25 protein-coding genes are annotated in these 23,802 nt (G+C 67.3%); 7 read left to right on the plus strand and 18 right to left on the minus strand.

The window, feature by feature from the left end:
- Positions 1 to 27: 27 nt before the first annotated feature.
- Both VXD91_RS26425 and VXD91_RS26430 read left to right on the plus strand, forming a co-directional pair.
- Positions 28 to 1,671, plus strand: a complete 1,644-nt coding sequence (locus VXD91_RS26425) for an ATP-binding protein (RefSeq protein WP_346416771.1) — start codon at positions 28 to 30, stop codon at positions 1,669 to 1,671.
- Positions 1,661 to 2,335, plus strand: coding sequence for a response regulator (locus VXD91_RS26430; RefSeq protein ID WP_346416772.1), 675 nt, complete (start codon positions 1,661 to 1,663; stop codon positions 2,333 to 2,335). Before VXD91_RS26425 ends, VXD91_RS26430 begins: the two co-directional genes overlap by 11 nt.
- Before the next feature lie 26 nt (positions 2,336 to 2,361).
- Here VXD91_RS26430 and VXD91_RS26435 read toward each other — a convergent pair whose 3' ends face one another.
- The 6 genes from VXD91_RS26435 to nrdH all read right to left on the minus strand — a co-directional run bounded on the left by VXD91_RS26435 (position 2,362) and on the right by nrdH (position 8,463).
- A complete protein-coding gene (locus VXD91_RS26435) occupies positions 2,362 to 3,612 on the minus strand; it encodes a saccharopine dehydrogenase NADP-binding domain-containing protein (protein ID WP_346416773.1) in 1,251 nt (416 codons plus the stop codon).
- Between the two features lie 98 nt (positions 3,613 to 3,710).
- Entirely contained in the window at positions 3,711 to 4,835 is a 1,125-nt protein-coding gene (locus VXD91_RS26440; protein ID WP_346416774.1) for a threonine synthase, read from the minus strand.
- Complete coding sequence (locus tag VXD91_RS26445; RefSeq protein WP_346416872.1) at positions 4,832 to 5,248, minus strand: NUMOD3 domain-containing DNA-binding protein; 417 nt, start codon at positions 5,246 to 5,248, stop codon at positions 4,832 to 4,834. Before VXD91_RS26445 ends, VXD91_RS26440 begins: the two co-directional genes overlap by 4 nt.
- Before the next feature lie 364 nt (positions 5,249 to 5,612).
- Complete coding sequence (gene nrdE, locus VXD91_RS26450; protein ID WP_346416775.1) at positions 5,613 to 7,781, minus strand: class 1b ribonucleoside-diphosphate reductase subunit alpha; 2,169 nt, start codon at positions 7,779 to 7,781, stop codon at positions 5,613 to 5,615.
- On the minus strand, positions 7,748 to 8,191 hold the full coding sequence (gene nrdI / locus VXD91_RS26455) for a class Ib ribonucleoside-diphosphate reductase assembly flavoprotein NrdI (RefSeq protein WP_061000407.1): 444 nt from the start codon (positions 8,189 to 8,191) through the stop codon (positions 7,748 to 7,750). The genes nrdE and nrdI overlap by 34 nt, the downstream gene beginning before the upstream one ends.
- A gap of 32 nt (positions 8,192 to 8,223) precedes the next feature.
- Entirely contained in the window at positions 8,224 to 8,463 is a 240-nt protein-coding gene (gene nrdH / locus VXD91_RS26460; RefSeq protein WP_020104016.1) for a glutaredoxin-like protein NrdH, read from the minus strand.
- Positions 8,464 to 9,351: 888 nt separating this feature from the next.
- Here nrdH and VXD91_RS26465 point away from each other — a divergent pair.
- A complete protein-coding gene (locus tag VXD91_RS26465; RefSeq protein ID WP_346416873.1) occupies positions 9,352 to 10,011 on the plus strand; it encodes a cutinase family protein in 660 nt (219 codons plus the stop codon).
- A 3-nt stretch (positions 10,012 to 10,014) separates the two neighbouring features.
- Here the strand turns inward: VXD91_RS26465 and VXD91_RS26470 are convergent, their stop codons facing one another.
- From VXD91_RS26470 to VXD91_RS26500, 7 genes are all read right to left on the minus strand, one after another.
- Complete coding sequence (locus VXD91_RS26470; RefSeq protein WP_346416776.1) at positions 10,015 to 10,398, minus strand: hypothetical protein; 384 nt, start codon at positions 10,396 to 10,398, stop codon at positions 10,015 to 10,017.
- Positions 10,395 to 11,336: a metallophosphoesterase gene (locus VXD91_RS26475; RefSeq protein ID WP_346416777.1), complete on the minus strand. Its 942-nt coding sequence runs from the start codon at positions 11,334 to 11,336 to the stop codon at positions 10,395 to 10,397. The genes VXD91_RS26470 and VXD91_RS26475 overlap by 4 nt, the downstream gene beginning before the upstream one ends.
- The gene (locus VXD91_RS26480) at positions 11,333 to 11,809 is read right to left on the minus strand and encodes a plastocyanin/azurin family copper-binding protein (RefSeq protein WP_346416778.1); all 477 of its coding nucleotides are present in this window, start codon (positions 11,807 to 11,809) and stop codon (positions 11,333 to 11,335) included. Before VXD91_RS26480 ends, VXD91_RS26475 begins: the two co-directional genes overlap by 4 nt.
- 77 nt (positions 11,810 to 11,886) lie before the next feature.
- Positions 11,887 to 12,594, minus strand: a complete 708-nt coding sequence (locus VXD91_RS26485; RefSeq protein ID WP_346416779.1) for a Rieske (2Fe-2S) protein — start codon at positions 12,592 to 12,594, stop codon at positions 11,887 to 11,889.
- Positions 12,591 to 13,136, minus strand: a complete 546-nt coding sequence (locus tag VXD91_RS26490) for an RNA polymerase sigma factor (protein WP_346416780.1) — start codon at positions 13,134 to 13,136, stop codon at positions 12,591 to 12,593. The genes VXD91_RS26485 and VXD91_RS26490 overlap by 4 nt, the downstream gene beginning before the upstream one ends.
- A gap of 117 nt (positions 13,137 to 13,253) precedes the next feature.
- Entirely contained in the window at positions 13,254 to 14,537 is a 1,284-nt protein-coding gene (locus VXD91_RS26495; protein WP_346416781.1) for a helix-turn-helix domain-containing protein, read from the minus strand.
- A 178-nt stretch (positions 14,538 to 14,715) separates the two neighbouring features.
- Positions 14,716 to 15,255 carry an NAD(P)H-dependent oxidoreductase gene (locus VXD91_RS26500; protein WP_061001672.1) on the minus strand — a complete coding sequence of 180 codons (540 nt, stop codon included), beginning with the start codon at positions 15,253 to 15,255 and terminating at the stop codon, positions 14,716 to 14,718.
- 162 nt (positions 15,256 to 15,417) lie between these two features.
- Here VXD91_RS26500 and VXD91_RS26505 point away from each other — a divergent pair, with 162 nt between their 5' ends.
- The 3 genes from VXD91_RS26505 to VXD91_RS26515 are packed head-to-tail and all read left to right on the plus strand — an operon-like array spanning position 15,418 to position 18,183.
- Positions 15,418 to 15,993, plus strand: a complete 576-nt coding sequence (locus tag VXD91_RS26505) for a TetR/AcrR family transcriptional regulator (protein ID WP_051128618.1) — start codon at positions 15,418 to 15,420, stop codon at positions 15,991 to 15,993.
- Position 15,994: 1 nt separating this feature from the next.
- Positions 15,995 to 17,023 (plus strand): DNA polymerase IV, encoded by a 1,029-nt coding sequence (locus tag VXD91_RS26510; protein ID WP_346416782.1) that lies wholly within the window; start codon positions 15,995 to 15,997, stop codon positions 17,021 to 17,023.
- On the plus strand, positions 17,023 to 18,183 hold the full coding sequence (locus tag VXD91_RS26515) for an AAA family ATPase (protein ID WP_346416783.1): 1,161 nt from the start codon (positions 17,023 to 17,025) through the stop codon (positions 18,181 to 18,183). The genes VXD91_RS26510 and VXD91_RS26515 overlap by 1 nt, the downstream gene beginning before the upstream one ends.
- An 18-nt stretch (positions 18,184 to 18,201) precedes the next feature.
- On the opposite strand, the gene VXD91_RS26520 is transcribed toward VXD91_RS26515, so the two are convergent.
- Both VXD91_RS26520 and VXD91_RS26525 read right to left on the minus strand, forming a co-directional pair.
- Positions 18,202 to 19,059 (minus strand): SDR family oxidoreductase, encoded by an 858-nt coding sequence (locus tag VXD91_RS26520; RefSeq protein ID WP_346416784.1) that lies wholly within the window; start codon positions 19,057 to 19,059, stop codon positions 18,202 to 18,204.
- Between the two features lie 9 nt (positions 19,060 to 19,068).
- Positions 19,069 to 19,701 carry a TetR/AcrR family transcriptional regulator gene (locus tag VXD91_RS26525; RefSeq protein WP_212813711.1) on the minus strand — a complete coding sequence of 211 codons (633 nt, stop codon included), beginning with the start codon at positions 19,699 to 19,701 and terminating at the stop codon, positions 19,069 to 19,071.
- 127 nt (positions 19,702 to 19,828) lie between these two features.
- Here VXD91_RS26525 and VXD91_RS26530 point away from each other — a divergent pair, with 127 nt between their 5' ends.
- Positions 19,829 to 21,310: a cytochrome P450 gene (locus VXD91_RS26530; RefSeq protein WP_212813709.1), complete on the plus strand. Its 1,482-nt coding sequence runs from the start codon at positions 19,829 to 19,831 to the stop codon at positions 21,308 to 21,310.
- A gap of 21 nt (positions 21,311 to 21,331) precedes the next feature.
- Here VXD91_RS26530 and VXD91_RS26535 read toward each other — a convergent pair whose 3' ends face one another.
- From VXD91_RS26535 to VXD91_RS26545, 3 genes are all read right to left on the minus strand, one after another.
- On the minus strand, positions 21,332 to 21,814 hold the full coding sequence (locus tag VXD91_RS26535; protein ID WP_212813707.1) for a homocitrate synthase: 483 nt from the start codon (positions 21,812 to 21,814) through the stop codon (positions 21,332 to 21,334).
- Positions 21,815 to 21,968: 154 nt separating this feature from the next.
- Positions 21,969 to 22,760 carry a Fic family protein gene (locus VXD91_RS26540; protein WP_212813705.1) on the minus strand — a complete coding sequence of 264 codons (792 nt, stop codon included), beginning with the start codon at positions 22,758 to 22,760 and terminating at the stop codon, positions 21,969 to 21,971.
- Complete coding sequence (locus tag VXD91_RS26545; protein WP_346416785.1) at positions 22,760 to 23,764, minus strand: DUF294 nucleotidyltransferase-like domain-containing protein; 1,005 nt, start codon at positions 23,762 to 23,764, stop codon at positions 22,760 to 22,762. Before VXD91_RS26545 ends, VXD91_RS26540 begins: the two co-directional genes overlap by 1 nt.
- Positions 23,765 to 23,802: the final 38 nt, after the last annotated feature.

Here is a 23,802-nt window from a genome sequence, read left to right on the forward strand (position 1 = left end):
TCGTCGACAGCGATAGCCTCGACCCTCATGCCGAGGATCCGATTACGCACCCAGATCCTCATCCTGCAGATGGTGATCGTGACCGCCAGCCTGGCCGCCGGTTTCGGCATCATCATCCACCGCACCGACACGCAGACCCGGACCGAATTCGCGCGCCGCGCCCAGGCCATCGCCGAGACGGTGGCCTCGGATCAGGAGGTCCACGCCGGTGCCGCCGCCCAATCCGCGGCGCGTCGGGCCGGGCACCCGGCTTCGGCCGCCGAGCTGGCCGCCGCCCCGCTGCAACGGCAGGCCGCGGCCATCACCGCCCGGACCGGAGTGCTGTTCGTGGTGATCGCCGATGACGCCGGCTACCGCATCGCACATCCAGACCCGACCCAGCTGGATCGGCCCCTGAGCACCGACCCGTCCGCCGTTCTCGGTGGCGCGTCCGAACTGACCGTGCAGCAGGGCACTCTCGGCGATTCGGTCCGCGCCAAGGCACCGATCCGCGGTCCAGACGGCGCGGTCGTGGGCCTGGTCAGTGTCGGCGTGGCGATGGATACCGTCAATCAGGCCACCCACCGCACCCTGGTGCTCATGGTGACGTTGGTGGCGATTGCACTGACGGTGGGCGCGATCGGCTCGGCCCTGTTGACCAGGCGGTGGCGCCGCCTGACCCTGAGCCTGGAGCCCGAGGAGATGGCCGAGCTGATCCGCGAGCAGGACGCGGTATTGCATTCGGGCGCTGAGGGAGTCATCGCGATCGATGCGAAAGGCATCGCCCGGGTGATCAACGAGCGGGCTCGGGAGTTGCTCGGTGTCACCGCCGCACCGGGGACGCCGCTGCGCGATCTGGGCCTGACGCCCCGCGTGGCCGCCGTCGCAGCGGAGCCGACGATGGTGCCGGTGGCCGCGGCCGTCAACGAACGCGTGGTGTTGGTGTCGTCCCGGCGGGTGCACCGCGACGGCACCGATCTGGGCACGGTGCTGACGGCCGTGGACCGCACCGACATCGAGGCGCTCACCCGGGAACTGGACTCGGTGCAGGCCATGAGCTCGGCGTTGCGGGCCCAGCGCCACGAGTCGGCGAACCGCCTGCACGTGGTGGCAGGCCTGCTCCGCGACGACCGGACCGCCGAGGCGCTGAGCTACCTCGACGAGATCACCGGGCGAGCCGGCGTGGCCCCCGTGCCAGGTCTGGAACGGCTCGACGAACCACATCTGCGGGCGTTCGTCGGCGCCAAGGCCGCTCGTGCGCACGAGCGGGGCGTCGTGCTGCGGGTTGGCGAAGAGACGGCGCTGGTCGGCACACTCGCGCACCCGGTGGACACCACCACGGTGGTCGGGAATCTGCTCGACAACGCGATCGACGCGGCGGCAGAGAACGCAGCGCCGGACGCACACGTCCCGGCGGTAGAGCTGGATCTCTTGCGCGACGGACATGATCTGGTGATCGTAGTGACCGACACCGGGCCCGGATTCGCTGTCGACGACCCCTTCCTCGAAGGGGTCACCACCCGATCCGACCCGACGGTGCCGGGCGGGCGCGGTATGGGCCTGGCCATCGCACGGCAGGTCGCGCGCGGACACGGTGGGGATGTCACCATCGCGGCCCGCGGCGGCACGGACGGCGAGCCGACCACAGTGCTGGCCACGATTCCGGGAGGTGTGCTGGGCGATGACGCGTGAGTTGCGAATCCTGGTGGTGGACGACGACTTTCGGGTCGCCGCGTTGCACGCCTCGGTGGTCGATTCGATGCTCGGATTGGTCACGGTCGGCTCGGCGCGAACCATCGCGGAAGCCAGGACGATCGTGGCCGGCGCCGACGCCGCGCAGGCACCGGTGGACCTGGCGCTGGTCGACGTCTACCTGCCGGACGGCTCCGGCATCGACCTGGTGCGCAGCCTGCGCTGCGACGCCTTCATCCTGGGTGCCGCGGACGATGCGGCCAGCATCCGGGCCGGGCTCGCCGCGGGCGCCCTCCACTATCTGATCAAGCCGTTTCCGAACACCGAGTTGGCGCGGCGCCTGGCCGCATACACGGCGTATCGGCGGATCCTCGATGGCCCGCACTTGACTCAGGAACAGGTGGACTCGGCGGTCTCGGTGCTGCGGTCCGAGCGCCCGGCCACCAAGAAAGACGATGGCGCCTCGCCGACCGAGCGCCTGATCGTGGACGCGCTCCGTGAGGCGGGTGAACCACTACTGGCAGACGAGATCGCGCAACTGGTGGGCGTCTCCCCCGCGACCGCGCGGCGCTATCTCGCGGATCTGGTACGGGCCGGCACTATCACGATGGGCCTGCAGTACGGCTCCACCGGCCGTCCTCGCCAGCGTTATGCCCTTGCGTGAGAGGATGATTGGTCTCCAGCCCGCACTCAGTTCAGGCGGGCGGTCTCGAACGTCACCCCGGCCGCGGGCAGGCGGGCCATCAGCGCATCGCCCAGTGCCACCGCCGGGGTCAGTACCCCACGCAGATCCGAGAGCTTGTCGCGATCCAGTGCGAGCGCGAGACTGCTCTCACCCAGCAGGACTGCGGTCGCGATATAGCTGGGGTCGCCCTGCTGGGCGATGACGGCCCGGTACCGGGCCCCGGTCGTCGTGGTCGTGTAGGTCTCGATGCGGTATTGCCCTTTGCTCAAGGCACTTTCGCTCGGTCCGGTGCCGGGCTTGGGCAGGAGGCGTTCGAAGAACCGCGCGGGCGCCGTGTCGGCGTAGCGGCTGCCCACCGCAGACAGCCCGGCAAGGGCCGCCGTCGAGACTGCCGCACGCACTGGCGCGAGTACCGAAGGGCCGGCGCTTACCTGCTCGGCGTACCGGAACTTGCGCCCGTACGCCCAGTCCAGAAGTGCGTTGCTACGCCGCACGATTCGCGAGTTCTCCGCCGCCATGATGAATGCACCGGTCCAGCTGCCCTCGAGTTCGGGGGCGATCTGGTTGCCGCGCCGCAACGGGGTATCGGTCTGACGGCCGAAATCGGGTTCGGCGCCGCGATCGGTGCTCAGTGTGTAGGGATCGAGCATCGCGTTGCGGACGGCGGCGTCGGCAGACATGGTGCGTCGCGCTTCGAGGATCGAGGCGAGCGTGCCGCCGGAGGCCCCGCCGACGAACTTTTGCACCACCATGTTCGTCGTGGTGAGCTCGCCCTCCCCGTCAGCTTTCGCCCGCTTGTAGAGGGCGTAGACGGTGAGATCGGAAGGGACCGAATCGAATCCGCAGGAGTGCACGATCCGGACACCGGCGTCGGCGGCCTGCCGGTGGAACTGTTCGGCGCTGGCGCGGATGAACGGGGTCTCACCGGTGAGGTCGGTGTAGTCGGTGCCGGCTTCCACACAGGCCGCCACGAGTGGCAGGCCATAGCGGGTGTACGGCCCGACGGTAGTGATGACGACCTGGGTGCGCGCGGCCATCGCCAGCAGGGACGCCGGCGACCCGGCGTCAGCCTCGATGATCGGCCAGTTCTGGGCCGCCTCCCCCAGTGACTCCTGTACCGCGCGCACCTTGTCCGCCGATCGGCCGGCCAGCGCGATCCGGGCCGACCCACCCGCCTTGGCCAGGTATTCGGCGGTGAGCCTGCCGACAAACCCGGTGGCGCCGTAGAGGACGAGGTCGAATTCGCGCTGAGCCATGGCCCGGAAATTACCTGAGCGAACCACGTCACAATTGAAATGTGACATGAATCATGGTCAGAATTAGCGTGGGCCGGCCGTGCCTGTCCGGTGTGCCGTCACACCGTCGTCAGCAGGTGACCGGCCTTCAGCCCCGAACCGGTGAGGACTGCGACGACCGTGTCCGCGGCGTCGATCGCGCCGGCCGCCTGGAGCCGACGCAGCGCGGGAAGAACCTGGGCACTGGTGGGTTCGACGAACAGCCCGGCCCTGGCGAGCTCCCCCACCACGGGCAGCAACTCGTCTTCCGGCACCGCCACGGCAGTCCCACGGGTGTCCCGAATCGCCTGCAGCACTTCGCGGTCCCGCACCGGCTTCGCGATGGCCGTTCCCTCGGCGACGGTCTCCGACCACTGGTGTTCGACGGCCTCATCCCGGCCCTGCTCGATGGCCGTGACGAGCGGACAGCAATTCCGTGGCTGGCTGACGAGGATCCGTGGCATTCGGTCGATCGCGCCGGCCCGGTGCAGCTCGCCGAATCCGATGGCACACCCGAGGACCAGGCTGCCGGCACCGGCAGGAACGAGAACCGCAGTGGGAGCACGGAATCCGAGGTCTTCCCAAATCTCGTAAGCGATCAGTTTGATGCCTTGCAGGAAATACGGGTGCCAGTTGTGGCTTGCATAGAACGTTGTTCCGGCTCGGCGGACGGCCTCGTCCGCCACCTCCTGCCTTGTGCCGGAAACCAATTCGATGTGCGCACCGTGCCACCGGCTCTGCACGATCTTGTTCGGCGAGGTAGCGGCCGGCACGAGGATGTGGGCTTCGATCCCCGCCGCCGCACAGTAGGCCGCGACTGAGGATCCCCCGTTGCCGCTGGAATCCTCAAGCGCGCGCTCGATGCCCTGGTGACGCAAGGCAGTCACCATCACCGCGACGCCACGATCCTTGAAACTGCCGGTCGGGTTCATGGACTCGACCTTCAGGCTGACGTCGATGCCGTCGAAGGTCCGGGTGATCAACGGCGTCCGACCCTCACCGAGCGTCACCGGGTCGATGTGCGCCAGGGGATTTGGCAGCGCCGCGCGGTAACGCCACTGAGAGTTGACCGCGGTGTCGATCTGCGCGCGGCCGATACCCGGCAGCGGTTCGAAGACCAACGGGCTGCCGTCGTCACCACGCCAGCGGGGTTGGTCAGCGGGATACCGGTGCCCGCTGCGGTCGACGAGGCGCGGTCGACTCAACTCGACTCTTCATTGCAGTACCGGCACGTGTCTTTCTTGACTCCGCGATTTGTGTGGTACCTCGTATGCGCACTGCGCTTGCTCGACGGCATGGGCCGGCCCTTTCGGGCCGCTGACATTTTGGCGCGCGTTTCCGCACTGGCACTGCGACCAAAATTCGGGTTTCCGGCGCCTTTCCGCTGCTCTGAAAGCTTGGCCTTAGCCTCTTCCGACATCACATGACCGAAGCTGGGGTGATCAGCACCGAACTTCCCGAAATTCGGATTGTCAGCACCAACGTTCGTTCCTTTACGTGCGGCCGACCACTTCGCTCGTTGCTCCGCGGAGTGTTCCCCTCGATAGAACGGCGCATCCTCACCGAATCGGCTGGGAATCTTACGACCGGTCGATCGAATCCTCGCTGCCTCCCGCATCTCCGCGGTCCACACAACGCCTGTCGGTCCGAGCCCGCCGTCCGACAAGTTCAACAGTGGATGCCCCTCCTGCCGAAGAAGCGCTATCCACGCAATCTCGGCCTCGCCTAGCTCGTCGAGACCGTCTGTCCAGTCCAGCGGGTCCACGACCAGGTCGTCACGCTGTTGCTTTCGCAACCAGTCGTAGAACGGCGTTTTTCTCCCGTCCCAAGCAACTTTCAGATGCTGTCGCAGGCGTACTTGCGCGGTTTTTGTTGTGAGGCCGACATAGCGATAAACGGACTCCGACCGGAGCCTGACCCCATAGATCAGGCCTCCGGTCGGAGTTCTACCCGTCACGAAACCCGCTGTCAGCGAACAATCACTACAACATGCAACTGACGCAACCCTCCACGGACGTGCCCTCCAGAGCCATCTGGCGCAACCGGATGTAGTACAGCGTCTTGATGCCCTTGCGCCAGGCGTAGATCTGCGCCTTGTTGACGTCACGCGTCGTGGCGGTGTCCTTGAAGAACAGCGTCAGCGAAAGTCCTTGGTCCACATGCTGAGTGGCCGCGGCGTAGGTGTCGATGATCTTCTCGTAGCCGATCTCGTACGCGTCCTGGTAGTACTCCAGGTTGTCGTTCGTCAGGTACGGCGCCGGGTAGTAGACGCGGCCGATCTTGCCTTCCTTGCGGATCTCGATCTTCGACGCGACCGGGTGGATCGAGCTGGTCGAGTGGTTGATGTACGAGATCGAGCCCGTCGGCGGGACGGCCTGCAGGTTCTGGTTGTAGATGCCGTGCGCCTGCACCGACTCCTTCAGCGAACGCCAATCGTCCTGCGTCGGAATGTGAATGCCGGCATCGGCGAAAATCTGGCGGACCTTGTCGGTCTTCGGCACCCACTCCTGGTCGGTGTACTTGTCGAAGAACTCACCCGAGGCGTACTTCGACTTCTCGAACCCACCGAACTTCGTACCGCGTTCGATCGCAATGCGATTCGAGGCGCGCAGCGCGTGGAACAGCACCGTGTAGAAGTAGATGTTGGTGAAGTCGATGCCCTCTTCGGAGCCGTAGTAAATCTGCTCACGAGCCAGGTAGCCGTGCAGGTTCATCTGTCCCAGGCCGATGGCGTGCGAGTCGTTGTTGCCCTGCTCGATCGACGGCACCGACCAGATGTGCGTCTGATCCGACACCGCGGTCAGGGCACGAATCGCCACCTCGATGGTCTGCGCGAAGTCCGGCGAATCCATGGCCTTCGCGATGTTCAGCGAGCCCAGGTTGCACGAGATGTCCTTGCCGACCTTGGCGTAGGACAGATCGTCGTTGTACAGCGACGGCGTCGACACCTGCAGAATCTCCGAGCACAGGTTCGAGTGCGTGATCTTGCCGTCGATCGGGTTGGCCCGGTTCACCGTGTCCTCGAACATGATGTACGGGTAGCCCGACTCGAACTGCAGCTCGGCGAGCGTCTGGAAGAACTCGCGCGCCTTGATCTTCGTCTTGCGGATGGCGCCGTTGTCGACCATCTCGTAGTACTTCTCGGTGACGTTGACGTCGGCGAACGGCAGTCCGTAGACCTTTTCGACGTCGTACGGCGAGAAGAGGTACATGTCCTCGTTCTTCTTCGCCAGCTCGAACGTGATGTCCGGGATGACGACGCCCAGCGAGAGCGTCTTGATGCGGATCTTCTCGTCGGCGTTCTCGCGCTTGGTGTCGAGGAAGCGGTAGATGTCCGGGTGGTGCGCGTGCAGGTACACCGCACCCGCACCCTGACGGGCACCGAGCTGGTTGGCGTAGGAGAACGAGTCCTCCAGCAGCTTCATGATCGGGATGACGCCCGAGGACTGGTTCTCGATGTTCTTGATCGGCGCGCCGTGCTCGCGAATGTTGCTGAGCAGCAACGCAACTCCGCCGCCGCGCTTGGACAGCTGCAGCGCCGAGTTGATGGAGCGACCGATGGACTCCATGTTGTCCTCGATGCGCAGCAGGAAGCACGACACGGGCTCGCCGCGCTGCTTCTTGCCCGAGTTGAGGAACGTCGGGGTGGCCGGCTGGAACCGGCCGTCGATGATCTCGTCGACGAGCTTCTCGGCCAGTTCGGTGTCACCGGCGGCCAGGGTGAGGGCGACCATGACGACGCGGTCCTCGAAGCGCTCCAGGTAGCGCTTGCCGTCGAACGTCTTCAGCGTGTAGCTGGTGTAGTACTTGAACGCGCCCAGGAACGTCGGGAAGCGGAACTTCTTGGCGAAGGCCCGGTCGAGCAGCTGCTTGACGAAGTTGCGGCTGTACTGGTCGAGCACCTCGCGCTCGTAGTACTCCTTCTCGATCAGGTAGTCGAGCTTCTCGTCCTGACTGTGGAAGAACACCGTGTTCTGGTTCACGTGCTGCAGGAAGTACTCCCGCGCCGCGAGCACATCCTTGTCGAACTGGATCTTGCCGTCCGCGTCGTACAGGTTGAGCATCGCGTTGAGAGCGTGGTAGTCGCTCTCACCGGGCAGTGCGTGCGTGGTGGCGGCTACCGGTTCTGCAGCTGTGACGGTTGGTGGCACGAGAGTTCCTTCCAGAAATCTTCCAGACCCTCACGAACGGCGATGACGTCGTCCGGGGTTCCCATGAGTTCAAGGCGATAGAGGTACGGAACACCACACTTACGAGAGACCACATTGCCCGCGTACGCGAATTCAGCACCAAAGTTGTTGTTGCCCGCGGCAATAACGCCGCGGATCAACGACCTGTTGTGTTCGTTGTTGAGAAAGGCGATGACCTGCTTCGGTACGTAGCCACCGTCGTTGATGTCCGGGGTGGCACGTCCGCCGCCGTAGGTCGGGAGCACCAGCACGTAGGGCTCGTCGACCTCGATACGGCCGTGTAGGGGGATGCGGGTGGCCGGGATGCCCAGCTTCTGGACGAAGCGGTGGGTGTTCTCCGACACGCTGGAGAAGTAGACGAGATTGCTCACTGTTTCCTTCTCCTCCCCCGGTTGGTTGCTTGTTAGGCGGTGACCGCCACGGTGCTGAGCGCCTTGATCCGGTCGGGACGGAAGCCCGACCAGTGCTCGCTGTCGGTCACGACGACCGGGGCCTGCAGGTAACCGAGTGCCAGCACGTACTCGCGAGCTTCGTCATCGATGCTGATGTCGACCTTCTCGTAAGCGATGCCCGCCTTGTCCAGCGCCTTGTAGGTGGCGTTGCACTGCACACATGCCGGCTTGGTGTACACGGTGACGGTCATCTCGGTACGACTCCTCTTCGAAGGCCTGGAAGCTGAACTGAACATGGCTGGCAACTGACGGGGTAGCGCTTTCCGCTGATATCCCCATCTGGATCAGCGGCCCGGCAACCCCTGAAATTCCCGCATCTCCGGTCGCCCCGGGCCGTTCGGTCAGCACGTCCGAGAATCCCCGTCGGACTGACTTTCCGGCCCCGGCCGACCCTCGAATTGTGGGGGCCTGTCGGTCCGTCAAACACTACACCTAGTGGGCGACAAACCGAACAGATACAAGATGTTCTGAACAACATTCGTGAAATTCCCAGGTCGTAAGGCCGAATCCGAGACACTCGCTCGGCGTGTCGCACATCACACCCGGGGGCGTGTCGCGCTCCAACTACTGGTTTAGCACCAGGCACCGACAAGTTCCGGCGGCGCGCCGTCCGCGACGCGCCGGGCTCGGCCGGACGGAAGTCGCCAGCTACGCCGATTTCCGCGCGACGGATGCCACAGCCGTGGGACCCGCGTGACGAACGTGACAAATGTGATCTGCCACCCCCGCGTGGCGCGCACTGCCCACACCCCCGCCGCCAGTACTGCCACCGCTTCGGCGACCGCACTGAGGACTGCATACGGTACCGGCTCCCAGCCCGTCTCCACGAATCCGAACAGCCCGACCGTTCGCGGCGGCCCGAACGCCACCGATGCCCCCCGCCCCGCCGACAGCGGCCTGCGCGCATCCCACATGAAAAAGCCGGCGCCAACTCGCTGCGTACTATCGCAATCAGGCAATCGGCATCCCGAAACGACGAAACGACGCAGAGGTTCGCCATGCACTCTTTGGATTGCGCTGACACCCCGAACGTGCGCCGCCGGCTCGGCACCCGCGGGCTCACGAGCGTGTTCACCCTGATGTCCGGCGTGCTGGCCCTGGTGGCCGCACCGGCCCCGGCGGCCACCGCGGACGCCTGCCCGGACGCCGAGGTGATCTTCGCCCGCGGCACCGGCGAACCGCCGGGTGTCGGCGGCATCGGCCAGGCCTTCGTCGACGCCGTGCGGGCCAAGAGCGGCACCAAATCGGTCAGCGTCTATCCGGTGAACTACCAGGCCAGTGCCGACTTCAACGATGGCGTCCAGTTCGCGCTCACCGTCATCGACGGAATCCGCGACGCTACCAACCACATTCAGGCGGTGGCGGCCACGTGCCCCGCCACCAAGATGGTGCTCGGTGGCTTCTCCCAGGGCGCGGCAGTGGCCGCGTTCACCACAGCAGCCGACATCCCGCCGGGCGTGCCGGCGGCCTTCGTCCCACCGCCGATGCCACCCGAGGTGGCCGGTCACGTCGCGGCCGTGGCGCTGTTCGGGAAGCCCTCGAATCGGTTCCTCGGCGACGCCGGCGCGCCGCAGATCACCATCGGCCCGCTGTACGCGCCCAAGACCATCGATCAGTGTGCGAGCGGCGACACCATCTGTAACGGTGCACCCCCGGGCCAGCCCACCGCCGCGCACAACTCCTACATCGCCAACGGCATGGTCGCCCAAGCGGCACAGTTCGCGGCCGGCCGACTGTAGTCGTCACTCGCCCGCAGTTGATCGCTGCCGCGACGTCTGCACCACCCAGGCGGCGACCGCCAGCACGGCCACGATCTCGGCAACAGCGCTCACCAGTGCGTAAGGCGCTGGTTCCCAGCCTCTTTCGACGAAGCCGGCCAAACCCACGGTGCGGGACAGCGCGAACGCTCCCAGCGCGCCGGCCGAGTGCAACCCGGCGACCCAGAGGAACCACGCCGGACCGCCGGCCAGGATCAGCACGCCCACACTGCAGAACATCGCCGCCTGCACCAGGAAGCCGGTGCCGACCGTCGGGATGTGGCCGCAACCGTGCAGGTAGAGGTACGCGTGCACACCGCCGCTGACAACCATGGCCGCGGCGAGCACCAGACGGTAGACAAGAGTCACAGCAGGGTCCGTTCCTTGAGCGCGAGCGTGTGCTGACCGGTCTGGTAACTCACCTCACGGATACCGAGCGCGTCGTGCAGCTTGCCGGCCGGCAGCGTCAGCGGCTTGGGTGCCGGGCCGTCGCCGGGATGTGGCAGCGGATAGGCGGTCGTCGTGCCGCTGTGAAAGGTGATGTTGCCCTCGGTCTTGGAAAACACCTGGTGCACATGACCATTGAGGCAGGTCACGGATGCGAACCGCTTGAGATAGCTCAAGGCTTGGGCGGAGTCGTCAGTCCCCCAGCCCCAGTCGGGATACATCGCGAACAGCGGGATGTGGCTGAACACCACGATCGGCGTATCACTCGACAGGCCGGCGACGTCCTTCTCCACGAACTCGAGCTGGTCGACGCCGAGGTGGCCGAGCTTCTTGAGGTTCAGCGTGTTCACCAGTGCGATGACGTGCACGCCGGCGATGTCGAAGCTGTACCAGCCGTCGCCGCGGGTGCCCGCACCGAACGCCTGCCGGTATTTGGTGCCGGCGTCGTCGGCCGAATCATGTTCCCCCGGAACGGTGAACACGTGCGGAGTGCGCAGTCCGGTCATCATCTGCCGGACCTGATCGAACTGCTCGGGGGTGGCCAGATGCGTCAGATCGCCGGTGTGGATGACGAAATCCGGCGTGTAGCCCAGGTTGTTGACGGTGTCGATGGCATGGGTGAACGAGCCGGCGACGTCGGTGTTGGCGGCGCCGGTGAAGCCGATGTGGCTGTCGCTGACCTGGGCGAAGCGCAGCGTGGGCGGTGCCGCCGGCGCGGACGAGCTGCTGCCCGCGACGTGCGACAGCACTTCCCCGCCGACCACCGACAGGCCGACAGCGGCGCCGAACCACGCGGTGTGCCGGAGCAATTGGCGACGGTTCATCTGTTGCGGGTCACCCTGAGCCGTGTTCTCGGTCATCGGACCACCACCGTCCCGTGCATGAAGGGGTGGATGCCGCAGACGTAGGTGTACGTGCCGGGCGCCGCGAAGACGTAGCTGAAGGTGGCGCCGGAACCCATTGTCGGAGAGCGGAACTGACCACCTTCGGCGACGACGTTGTGTGGGTCTTCGTCGTGGTTGGTCCACGTCACCGTCGTTCCGGCGGGCACCGTCAGGGTGTCGGGCGCGAAGGCGAAGTTGTCGATGTTGACCGCGTTCGGACCCGCCGGCATCGGCGCCTGGTGGCCCGGTTCGGGCGGGGACATGGTCATCGACCCCGTGGAACCCATGGTGGGTCCGGAGCCGGCGCCGGCTCCGTTCATCCCGGGTGTCCCACTGACGTCGGAGCTGAAAACCGGTGTGGGTGCAGCTTTTTGCTGCGGTGCGGTCGAGGTGCATGCGGACAGGAGCAGGACTGCGCCGGTGAGCGCAACCAGAGATCGTCGCGACACGACGGGACCTCCGTGGTCGTCGGGTACGGGTGCGCCTGCGCACCCTCACCAACAGATACGGTGGCGGGTTACACGACTCAGGCCGGCCAGCTCGGCGGGGACGGCGCGAATACCTCGATCACGCCACTCACCTCACGAACCTCGAACGTGGGCAACGGTTTCGGCGCTATGGGCAACTGATGGGTCAGCACGTGCCCGTCGGTGGCGAAGGACGTCGAATGGCACGGGCAGCGCAGCCGGTTGTCAGGTCCGTCGAACCAGAGCCGGCAGCCCTGATGCGTGCAGACGCCCGAGATGCCCTGCACATTCCCGTCGACCCGGCGCACGAATCCCACGACCGAGCCGAGGTCGAACGGATGCACCGCCCCCTCCGACACTTCGGAGCTGTCGGCGACCTTCTGCCATGTTCCCGCGGTCGGGACCAACTCCTGGCTCGCGGCGTCCTGCTTGTCAGACGCGCTGCGGCCCACCAACGCCCGGTCGACGGCCACCGCCGCGACGGCGGCACTGGCGGCCGCGGAGGTCCCGACGATCACCTGACGGCGGTTGGCGCGCAGCCGGCCGGGCTTCGGTGCCGCCGCTTCTTCGCCGTCGAACTGTGCGGCGAGCCTGCTCTGTAAATCGGCGAGGAATTCCGGACGCGGCTCGTCGGCGCCGGGCCGCGCCGCCTGCAGGTCGATCGCCGTCCGCATCTGCGCCGCATCGAAGTCGTCGGGCGTGAATCCCGACGGCTTGCGTCCGCGCAGCAGATCGTCGAGGTACCGGCGCAACCCCCGCGCGTTCATGGCTCGCCCTTCTCGTTGATCTGTGCCGCCAGCCGTAAGGCCCGGTGTTGCAACACCTTTGCGTTGGCGACGCTGACACCGAGCTCGGCTGCGGACTCCTTGATCGACCTGGTCTGGAGAAATCGCAGCTCCAGTATGCGTCGATAGTTGTCCGGCAGGGCGTCCAACACCGCGGCGACACGGTCCGGCGCGGTGCTGATGGACTCCTCGACTTCCGGTGGCGCCTCGATATCGAGGTCGATGCAGGTGATCTCCCGCCCCATCGTCTCGCGCCAGTGCGCGGCGAGCACCGTACGCGCGGTACTGCGCAGATAGGACCGCACCTCGGCGGCACTCGCCGTCAGCCGCAACGGTCGCAGCGCGGCGAGAAACACCTCGGCGGTGAGGTCCTCGGCGTCGGCCTGGTTGCCGACCCGCGCGTAGATCGTGCGGTACACCCACGTCGCGTTGTCCTGATAGACGGATTCCCAGTCGGGATACCGGGAATCCGACGAGACCACGCGCAGCGGGGGTCGGTGCACAGGGTCACGCTGTGCAGACACATTGGCCCCGTCTCATCGGTGCGGCCCGGCACACCCCGGGACCACTTCGACAAGTAGATAGCCGCCGGGGTTACACCGCGGGCAGTGGGCGCGAACGTGACCCGTGCTCACCAGGCATCACCCGCCGTCAGCCGCCGGGTCCAGCAGCCGGTCACCGAACAGGCTGCACAGCAGCAACGCGACCTCCACGTCGAGCCGGTCGTCCTCGATGGGCCGGCCCCGGCGTTCGATCGCCCGCTGTACCCGGTACTTCACCGAGTTGGTGTGCAGGTGCAGTTCTTCGGCCGCGGCCTTGTTGCTGCCGCCCGCCTTGAGGAAGGCCTGCAGTGTCTCACGCAGACGCTGGTCACTGTCTGTCGAACAGGCCAGTGGGCCAAGCACTTCCGTGGCCCACGCCGACAGCGCCTCGACATTGGACCCCAGCAGGGCCGCGAGCGCGATGCCGCGGTGGCCGAACGCCGTGAACCGGCGCCGCTGCGGACCCGACGCCACCGCGACGGCGCGGGCGTCCTCGGCCTGCCGGTGCGACAGCCGGAATCCGGCGACGCCCGACTGCGGAGTGCCGGCGGCCACGTATGGCCCGTCGGCCGGTACCAGGCTCCCGAGCCACGTCACCGCCTCCCCGATCACTGCCGCGGGCACCGCGACCCAGGCCCACGCCGTGGCCCGGTCGACCGAGATGAACAGCGGCGAGTCTGTCGCGCCGATCGATGCGGCGAACTGCTGGATCAGCCGCTCCATCTCGGCGAGCCGATCCTCCGAGTCGTCGCACCACAGCACCACCGCGAGATGGGTGCGCTGCAGCGGGTACCGGATCGCCACCGTCGCGACGTCGACATCGACGTCGCCGCCGGCCAGTAGATCGCGAATCTCTGTGATACGTACGCTGTTTCGGTTCTCCAGCCAGCTCTCCCGAGCGTGTTGGTACACCTCGACGACCTCTTGCGAGATCCGGTCGATGTAGTTGAACGAAATCGTCGACATCACGTCGAAGACGTCCAGTGCCAGCTGCGGTTCGAGGCCCGCGGCCCGGACCTCGTCCAGGACCTCTTTCAGTACCGCCTTGTGACCGAGCCGGTACGACCGTACCAGCACGTTGGCCGAGATGTCCCGCTGCGCCAGCCGGCGCGCGTGTTCGATCGCGGCCGCCGGGGCATGCAGGAGATCGATCGAGATACCGTGCCGGGCCGCGGCGAAGAACGCATCGACGTTGGCCGCCACCGAATCGGCCAGGATCAGCTGAAGTTGTTCCTCGCCGCGCAATTCGGCGATATCGGACACCAGCAGCTCCGAGATCGAGCGCGTGATGTCGGTGAGCCGAGCGTCCAATCGGGTGCCGATTTCGGCCACCGCGTGCGTCAGCGCGTCACCTGCGCCGGTGCGGTCTGCGCCACCGGCCACGTCAACTGCCTGTTTTCCCGGTCACTCCCAAACCGTAGTTCGTCGTCAGTCCGTTTGTCCCCGAAGGGCGACAGCTGCCGGATATTTCGCCGCGGTCGCGCGCAGCGGCCGCACAGCGTCAGGGCCGTCGGCATCCGTTCCCGGATACCGACGGCCCTGATGCTCAGTCGCGGTGCGCTCAGCCGACCTCGGCGGCCAGCTTGGCAACCACGCCACGCACGCTGTCGACCACCTCGGCCGCCTCGCGCGGGTGCTTGCCGTCGAACGCCGATGCCGGCAGGGACAGCTTGACGTCGACGACATCCGCGCCGGCGATGCCGAACGACTTGCGGCTCTCGTCGTGTGCCCACACCCCGCCGTACTGTCCGAGCGCGGTACCGATGACCGCCAGCGGCTTGCCGGAGACGGCGCCGGCGCCGTACGGGCGCGACAGCCAGTCGATCGCGTTCTTCAGGACGGCGGGAATGGTGCCGTTGTACTCCGGGGTCACGGCCAGGATCGCGTCCGCATCGCCCGCGATCTGGCGCAGCGCGACGACCGACTCGGAAACCGAGTCGTTGTCGATGTCTTCGTTGTAGAACGGCAGGTCGCCGAGGCCGTCCGCCACGCGTACCGTCACGCCTTCCGGAGCCGATTCCACTGCCACCTCGGCGAGCTGGCGGTTCAGCGAGGCCGAGCGGAGGCTGCCGACCAGGACCAGGACCTTGGTATCTGCCATTTTCTTTCCCCTAGCTTGTCTCTGTGGACGGTTCCCGCGAACCGATCCTCGCATGGGTCAACCGGACTACGGTCCGATTCATTCCGGCTGAGTTAAAGTTTTTTCATGAGCGACGGGGTGGCGCAACTGCGGCCCACGAACCTGCCCTTGGCGGGTCTGCCGATGAGTCCGGCTGCGCCGGTCGAACGCGGGGATGCAGCGCGCAACCGGCTCCTGCTTCTCGACGCGGCCCGCCGGCTCATCGCCGCGCGCGGCTCGGACGCCGTCACCATGGACGACATCGCGGCCGAGGCCGGCGTCGGCAAGGGCACCCTATTTCGCCGGTTCGGCAGCCGCGCCGGCCTCATGCTCGTGCTCCTCGACGAGGACGAACAGGTCGAGCAGAACGCGATGATGTTCGGCCCACCTCCGCTGGGTCCCGGCGCCCCGCCGCTGGAACGACTGCTCGCCTACGGTCGTGACCGGCTGCAGTTCGCCTGGCAGCACCGTGCCTTGCTCTCCGACGCCGGGCGTGATCCGCAGAGCCGCTTCGGGGCCGCGGCCGCCGTCCACCGCACCCACGTCCGGATGCTGCTGCACACCGCCGGCACCACGGGAGACCTGGACGCCCAGACCGATGCCCTGCTGGCCCTTCTCGACGCCGACTACATCAGCCATCAGCTCGACGATCTCGGCCACAGCCTGCAGGCACAGGGCGATGCGTGGGAAAGCGTGGCGCGCAAGCTTTGCGGGACCTGAGATGACGTGGGTACTGCACGTCGACCTCGACCAGTTCCTGGCTTCTGTCGAATTGCGCCGTCACCCCGAGCTGGTCGGCCTGCCCGTCATCGTCGGCGGCAGCGGCGACCCCACCGAACCACGCAAGGTGGTCACGTGCGCGTCCTATGAGGCACGGGAATTCGGCGTCCATGCCGGGATGCCGCTGCGCACCGCCGCCCGCAAATGCCCCGAGGCCGTCTTCCTGCCCTCGGATGCGCCCGCCTACGACGAGGCCTCCGAACAGGTCATGGGCCTGCTGCGCGACCTCGGACACCCGGTCGAGGTGTGGGGCTGGGACGAGGCGTATGTCGGTGCGGCCGTGGCTGATCCGTTCGAACTCGCCGAGAAGATTCGAACCGTGATCGCCGCCGAGACCGGCCTGTCGTGCAGTGTCGGCATCAGCGACAACAAGCAGCGGGCCAAGGTCGCCACCGGATTCGGCAAGCCGGCCGGGGTTTTCGCGCTCACGGCCGAGAACTGGATGGCCGTCATGGGCGACCGGCCGGTCGACGCGCTCTGGGGTGTGGGCCCCAAGACCGCGAAGAAGCTCGCCGAGCTGGATATCACCACAGTCGCAGAGCTGGCCCGCACCGACGCCGAGCTGCTCACCTCGACGTTCGGACCGACCACCGGCCTGTGGATTCTGTTGCTCGCCAAGGGCGGCGGCGACAGCAACGTGACGGCCGAACCGTGGGTGCCGCGCTCGCGCAGCCACGTGGTGACGTTCCCGCAGGACCTCACCGACATCGCCGAGATGGACGCCGCGGTCCGTGATCTGGCCCGCCAGACCCTGGACGAGATCGTCGAGCAGGGCCGCATCGTCACCCGGGTCGCCGTGACCCTGCGGACCAAAACGTTCTTCACCCGCACCAAGATCCGCAAGCTACCGGTGGCCGGTACCGATCTGGAGACGATCACGCGGACCGCGATCGACCTGCTGCACGACTTCGAACTGGACCGGCCGGTGCGACTGCTCGGAGTACGGCTGGAACTGGAGATGCCACGGTAGTGCTGACCACCATCGCCATCCGGGGCTACCGGTCGCTGCGCGAGATCGTCCTGCCGCTGTCGGAGCTGACCGTGGTGACCGGAGCCAACGGCACCGGCAAGTCCTCGGTGTACCGGGCGCTGGGGCTGCTGGCCGACTGCGGACGCGGCGAGGTGATCGGATCCCTGGCCCGCGAGGGCGGGTTGCAGTCGGTGCTGTGGGCCGGCCCGGAAAACACCAGCGGCGCGCGGCGCACCGGCACCACCGAGGGCACCAGCAGGACCCGGCCGGTGTCACTCGAACTCGGCTTCGCGGCAACCGATTTCGGCTATTTCATCGACCTCGGGCTGCCACAGGACCCGGGCCATAACTCGATGTTCGGGCAGGACCCCGAGATCAAACGCGAGACGGTCTTCGCCGGGCGCTCTCCCCGGCCCAGCGGCGCGCTGGTCCGTCGCACCCGGACGTATGCCGAGGTGGCCTCCGACTCGGGCCGCGGCTTCGACGAGCTGACGCGCGCCCTGCCCAGCTACCGCAGCGTCCTGGCCGAATACGCGAATCCCGAGGCGCTGCCCGAGCTCGCCGCGGTACGGGATCGGTTGCGCGACTGGCGTTTCTACGACGGCTTCCGCGTCGACCGGGACGCGCCGGCCCGCCGGCGCCAGGTCGGCACCCGGACACCGGTGCTGAGCAACGACGGCAACGACCTGGCCGCCGCCGTGCAGACGATCCTCGAAGCCGGGTTCGACGACCTGCCACGGGCGGTCGGCGATGCGTTCGACGGCGCCGAGATATCGGTGAGCTCCGACGGCGGGTTGTTCGAGCTGCAGCTGCACCAACGCGGCATGCTCCGTCCGCTACGCTCGGCCGAATTGTCCGACGGCACACTGCGGTTCCTGCTCTGGGGCGCCGCCCTCCTGTCACCGCAGCCGCCGGCGCTCATGGTGCTCAACGAGCCGGAGACATCCCTGCACCCCGACCTGGTGGGCCCACTGGCGGACATGATCGCCGCCGCCGCACGCAAGACGCAGGTCGTCGTCGTCACCCACTCGGCACGGCTGCGCGAGCGGCTGGCCGCGTGCGACGCGAGCGAGGTCGAGCTGATCAAGCAGTGGGGCGAAACCCAGATCGACGGCCAGACCATGCTCACGGCGCCGCCATGGGACTGGGGAAAGCGCTGAGGCTCAGCGGTTTTGGATTCAGCGCCGCTTCGGCCGCAAAGCGCGGGTGAACAATACGTTCACCTGCCGCATCGACACGCTGTAGGGCCACCAGGCCAGGCGCTTGAACAGATACAGCGCCCGGATGTCGGGCGACGTGTAGATCATGAACCGGTTCTTGGCCACCCCGGACAGCAGCTTGTCGGCGGCCTGCTCGGGCGAGACGGCGTGTCCGGCGAACCTGGCCACCCAGCGCTGCACCTGCGGATCGTCGCGGTCCACACCCGCGATCTGAACCGTCTGCACCAGAGGCGTTTTCACCGCGCCGGGCACCACGACCGACACCCCGATGCGGTGGCGGGCCAGGTCGAAGCGCAGCACCTCGCTGACCCCGCGCAGGCCGTACTTGCTGGCGCTGTACGCGGCGTGCCACGGCAGCGCGACGATGCCCGCCGCCGACGAGACATTGGCCAGCCGCCCGCCGCGGCCGGCGGCCACCATGGGCGGCACCATCGTCTCGATGACGTGGATGGGCCCCATGAGGTTGACGTCGACCATCGAGCGCCAGTGCTGATGGGTCAGGGTGCTGACGGTGCCCCAGGCCGAGATTCCGGCGATGTTGAGCACCACGTCCATGGGCTCGTGCCGGCTGTGGATGTCCGCGGCGAAGGCCGCCACGGCGTCGTAGTCGGAGATGTCCAGCGCGCGGTGTTCGGCCACCTCCCCGCCGAGTGCCCGCGCGTCGGCGACCGTCTGTTCCAGCCCGGTGGCGTCACGGTCGGTCAGATAGAGGACCGCGCCCTGCTGGGCCAGCTTGAGCGCCGTCGCCCGGCCGATACCGCTGGCCGCCCCCGTCACGAAACACCGCTTGCCTGCGTAGCCGCTCCACCGCGTCATGGCCCGACCCTACACAGGCAGGTCGCCGCCACCCCATAACGCGGTGAGCCACAGTCGTTCCACGATGTCCAGCGCGCGTTGCGGGTCGCCGCCGCGCCCGATGTAGGCGCTGTCGCGCGACAGCGTGTAGGCCGTCGTCGATACCAACGTGCGAACCAATGCCGGCAGGTCGTCGGAGATCGGGCGCCGGCCGGCGTCCTGTTCCACGAGCCCGACGATCTTGTCGATCACACCGTCCTCGAAGTCGGCCATCAGGTCACGGATCTCGGCGTCCGTGTTCTGCGCGATGGTGCACGCCGCCATGATCGGATCGTTGATGGCGAAGACGGCGGCCGCGCTGCCGACCATCCGCTTCGCGAAGGACGCCGGCGACTCGTCGGGCTCGCGCGGCGCGAAGTTGTGGGTGAGCGTGTCGAGCTCCTCCATCGCCTCGGACACGATCCGGGCCAGGACGGAGTACTTGGAGTCGAAGTAGAAGTAGAAACCCGACCGCGCGACGCCGGCGCGCGCACTGATGGTGCTGACGGACAGGTCGGCGAAGGGCCGCTCCTCCAGCAGCTCGCGGACTGCGTTGACGATGGCGTCGCGTTGCCTGTCGCCTCGACTGCGGCCCTTGTCGGCCGTCTCGACTTCAGCGCTCATGGCGCTCACGATGTCATCGCCGACACACCAATTCAAAACTTGACACGCGTCAAGTATGGCAGCGAAGATGGCGATAGGTGGTGACTTTCACCACAAACATGTGTCAAGAGCAGACAGGAAACCCTGGATGGCGACTATCAGCACCCCGAACTACCTGCTCGACCAGGCCATGCGGCGACTCAAGCCGACGCCGGTCACGGTGCCGGGGATGGGGATCATCGAGCAGCGTCTGCTGGCCACCGAGTGGGAGCAGTTCGCTCTCGCCCAGCCCCCGGCCGGCAGCGACCTCAAGCCGATCATGGGCGACTCGGGACTGCCGATCATCGGCCACCTGATCGAGGTGTTCCGGGGCGGTCCCGACTACGTCTTGTCGCTCTACCGCAAGCACGGGCCGCTGTACTACGCGCAGACGCCCGCGCTGCCGGCCGTGATGGCGCTGGGACCGGACGCGACGCAGGCCGTGTTCTCGAACCGCAACAAGGACTTCTCGCAGCGCGCCTGGGATCCGGTGATCGGGCCGTTCTTCGAGGGCGGCCTCATGCTGCTCGATTTCGATGAGCACATGTTCCACCGCCGGATCATGCAGGAGGCGTTCACCCGTTCGCGGCTGACGGGCTACGTGTCCCACATCGATTCCGTGGCGACCAAGGTGCTGGCCAACGACTGGGTGGCCAACGATCCCCGATTCCTGTTCCATCCGGCGGTCAAGGAGCTGACGCTCGACATCGCGTCCGAGGTGTTCATGGGACACCCCGCGGGAACCGACCACAAGCTCGTCACCACCATCAACCAGGCCTTCACCACCACGACCCGGGCCGGCAACGCGATCATCCGGAAACCGGTGCGCCCCTTCGCCTGGTGGCGCGGCGTCCAGGCCCGCAAGACGCTCGAGGACTACTTCTCCGGCTCCATCGCCGAGAAGCGCCGCTCCGAGGGCACCGACATGTTCAGCGTGCTCTGTCACGCGCAGGACGAAGACGGGCAGACCTTCACCGACGACCAGATCGTCGCGCACATGATCTTCCTGATGATGGCCGCGCACGACACCACGACGTCGACTCTGACGACCATGGCCTACCACCTCGCCGCCAACCCGCAGTGGCAGGACAAACTGCGCGAGGAGTCGGAGCGCATCGGTGACGCGCCGCTGGACATCGAGGCACTGGAGAAGCTGGAAACCTACGACCTGGTGATCAACGAGTCGCTGCGGTTGCAGACGCCGCTGGGCTTCAACTTCCGCCGCGCGGTCCGGGACACCGAACTGCTGGGCTACTACATCCCGGCCGGAACCGACGTCGTCACGTGGCCCGGTATGAACCACCGCCTGTCCGAACTGTGGACCGACCCCATGCGGTTCGATCCCGAACGGTTCGCCGAGCCGCGCAGCGAGCACAAGGCGCATCGCTACGCCTTCGCACCGTTCGGTGGTGGTGCGCACAAGTGCATCGGCATGGTCTTCGGGCAGTTGGAGATCAAGACCGTGATGCACCGGCTGCTGCGCCAGTACCGCTTGGAGCTGACCCACCCCGGCTACGAGCCCTGGTACGACTACGGCGGCATGGCCGTACCGGTCGACGGCATGCCGATCGTGTTGCGCCCCATTCGCTGACCACGCGGGACGCGTGCCGGTCTAGGCGTGCAGCCGGTTCGCGCACGCGATCATCGCCCGCAACGCGGACTGGACCGGGTCGCGGGCCCAGCCCATGGCCCACTCCGCACGCACGCCGTCGCTGCCGTGGATGAAGGTCGCGATGCCGCCGCCGACGGCGGGCAGTTGATGGAACTTGATCATCTCGACGGCCATGCCGCGCTCGTGCAGCATCGCGGTCAGCGCGGCGACAGGGCCGGTCGCGGTGGCCGTCGAGGTCGCGATGCGGTCGCCGACGGCGATGCTGGCGCGGTACCGGCGCGGGGCGGTGATACCGCGGCGACGGTCGTCGTCGCCCGCGGTGTCCCAACTGCCCAGACGGACCGGGCCACCTTGGTGACCGTAGTGGTCGACGAAGGTGTCGTGACACATGGTTTCGGCGTGTTCGCGCAGGTCACGGGGCACCGGGCGGTCAAACAGATCCGCGAAACGCGACGTGGTGGAGATGGCGGTGGAGGTGAACATGCGTCGGTCTTTTCTGCTCGAAAGAAGTGACCGACAGGTAGTAGCGTCCGACCCACAGCGAGGGGTCGGTCAGGATCAGACCCCGCTGTGGGTACTGGCTACTACGAGCATGTGAAGCATGGTCGCCGAGGTTAGTCCGCGACCGCGCCTCGGGTCAAGACGATTTCACCGCCGGGTTGAGCAGCCACAGGAACGGCCGGTGGCTGAGGCGCCCGTCGCGGTGCAGCGGCATGCTGTCCCGCGCCGCGGCATACCAGGCGGCACGGCTGACACCGGTGAAGTCCAGTTGCCGGCCGCACCGGCCGGCGAGCGCGTGCAGCAGCAGCATCCCGGTGCGTCCGTTGCCTTCCCGGAACGGGTGAATCTGGTTGTACCGGGCGTAGATCCGGGACAGTTCCCACGCCAGCCTCGGGTTGCCGAACTCGGCGCCGACGTCCGCCAATGCCGTTGCCGCGAGCTCGATTTCGGCCAACCCGGCGGCGACGTCGACCTGCCAGGTGAACGCCGAGTCACCGCGGCGGATGTCGACGGTGCGCAGCTCCCCCGCCCACTCGTACACGTCACCGAACAGCTCGCGGTGCATGGCTCGGACGTCGATCTCCGTCTCGGTCGCCGATTGCCGACAGTGCCACAGCACCATACGGCCCGCCGTCACCTGGAATTCCACGGCTGCCAGGTCCGGTCCGTGTTGAATGCCGAAGTTGTTGCGCAGCACCGATGTTCCGGGGATCAGGTACGGCGCCCGGCGCCGGAGGAACCGGCGCCGCTTTTCGAGCGTCGGCGGATACTGCGCACGGCACCGTGCCAGGTAATCGTCGAACTCGACGGCACCGGAAGCCAGCGCACCCAACTCGACGATGTGGGCGGGCTGGGGTTCCCAGCCTTCGATGCGCTGGGCGGCCAGGGTCTGCTGCACCGCGTGGTGGGCCAGCAAGCTCGTCTCCATCAGCGGAACGCCGATGTCGAGGCGAGGTACGTCAGCTTGCGGCTGATGCCGGCCACCTCACGGGCGACGCTGCGCAGCATGGCCCGCTCCTGTGGCGGAAGTTCGGACAGCACCACCTGATCGCCACCCGCACGGGACGTCCACCGGAATCTCACCATGGCGGCGAAGCAGTCCTGCAGCACCGAAACATCTTCGGCATCAAGCACATTCGCCGCCTGCGCCGCATCGAGCCGGCTCGGCGTCGACAGCGCGGTGGCACCTGCCGACACCCCGGCCCACCGCGCGATCTTCACCAGCGGATCGACGACCGTCGGCTTCAGGTCGACGGTGTCGGACTGACTGGCCAGCATGCGCAGCCGGGACGGAAACGACGCGCGGAACGTCGTGGCGTCCTGCAGCAGGTACTGACGGGCCGGATAGTGGTCGACGGCGGCGCGCACCACCTGCGCGCGCAGGAGGTCCTCGGTCACCCCGTCGTCGGCTCCATGGACGGCACGGGAGTCGGCCAGTACTCCGGTCATCACCACGCCGCGGTCCTCCCGCGGGTCGGACGTCCAGTGCGCGATGCCGTCGGACCAGGCGTCCGCCGTCCGGCAGAACCGCGGCCGGCTGGCCAGCACCCCGTTGGCGTCGGCGCGCACCCCGCACCGCTCCAGCACAGCATGCACCTGCGCTGCCGCTGCCAGCGCGTCGTCGCGCGCGGCATCGTCCGCCAGCACGACCAGGGTCTCGACGTCGGATCCGGCCATTGCCTCGCCCCGCGCGAAGCTGCCGGAGACGAACCACGAGCAGGACGGTCCGGGCGTCAGCCGGACAGCCGCGGCAACGCCGGACCGGAGCACCTGCGACCATGCGGCCGCGATCCCAGCGGCCGGCGCAGATGCGCGCGCAGCGGCCCGCACCGCTTGCAGGCCCAGTTCGATTCCCGACCGCAGCGCGTCCTCGCCGCCGGCCGCGTGGATCGCGGCGAGGGCGGCGTCGACACCGAGATCAGCCGAGGACATGCCATGTTTCTATCGGACGACAGTTACCTCCGCGTTTC

It is taken from the genome of Mycobacterium sp. SM3041 (genome assembly GCF_039668335.1).
Taxonomy (GTDB): Bacteria; Actinomycetota; Actinomycetes; order Mycobacteriales; family Mycobacteriaceae; genus Mycobacterium.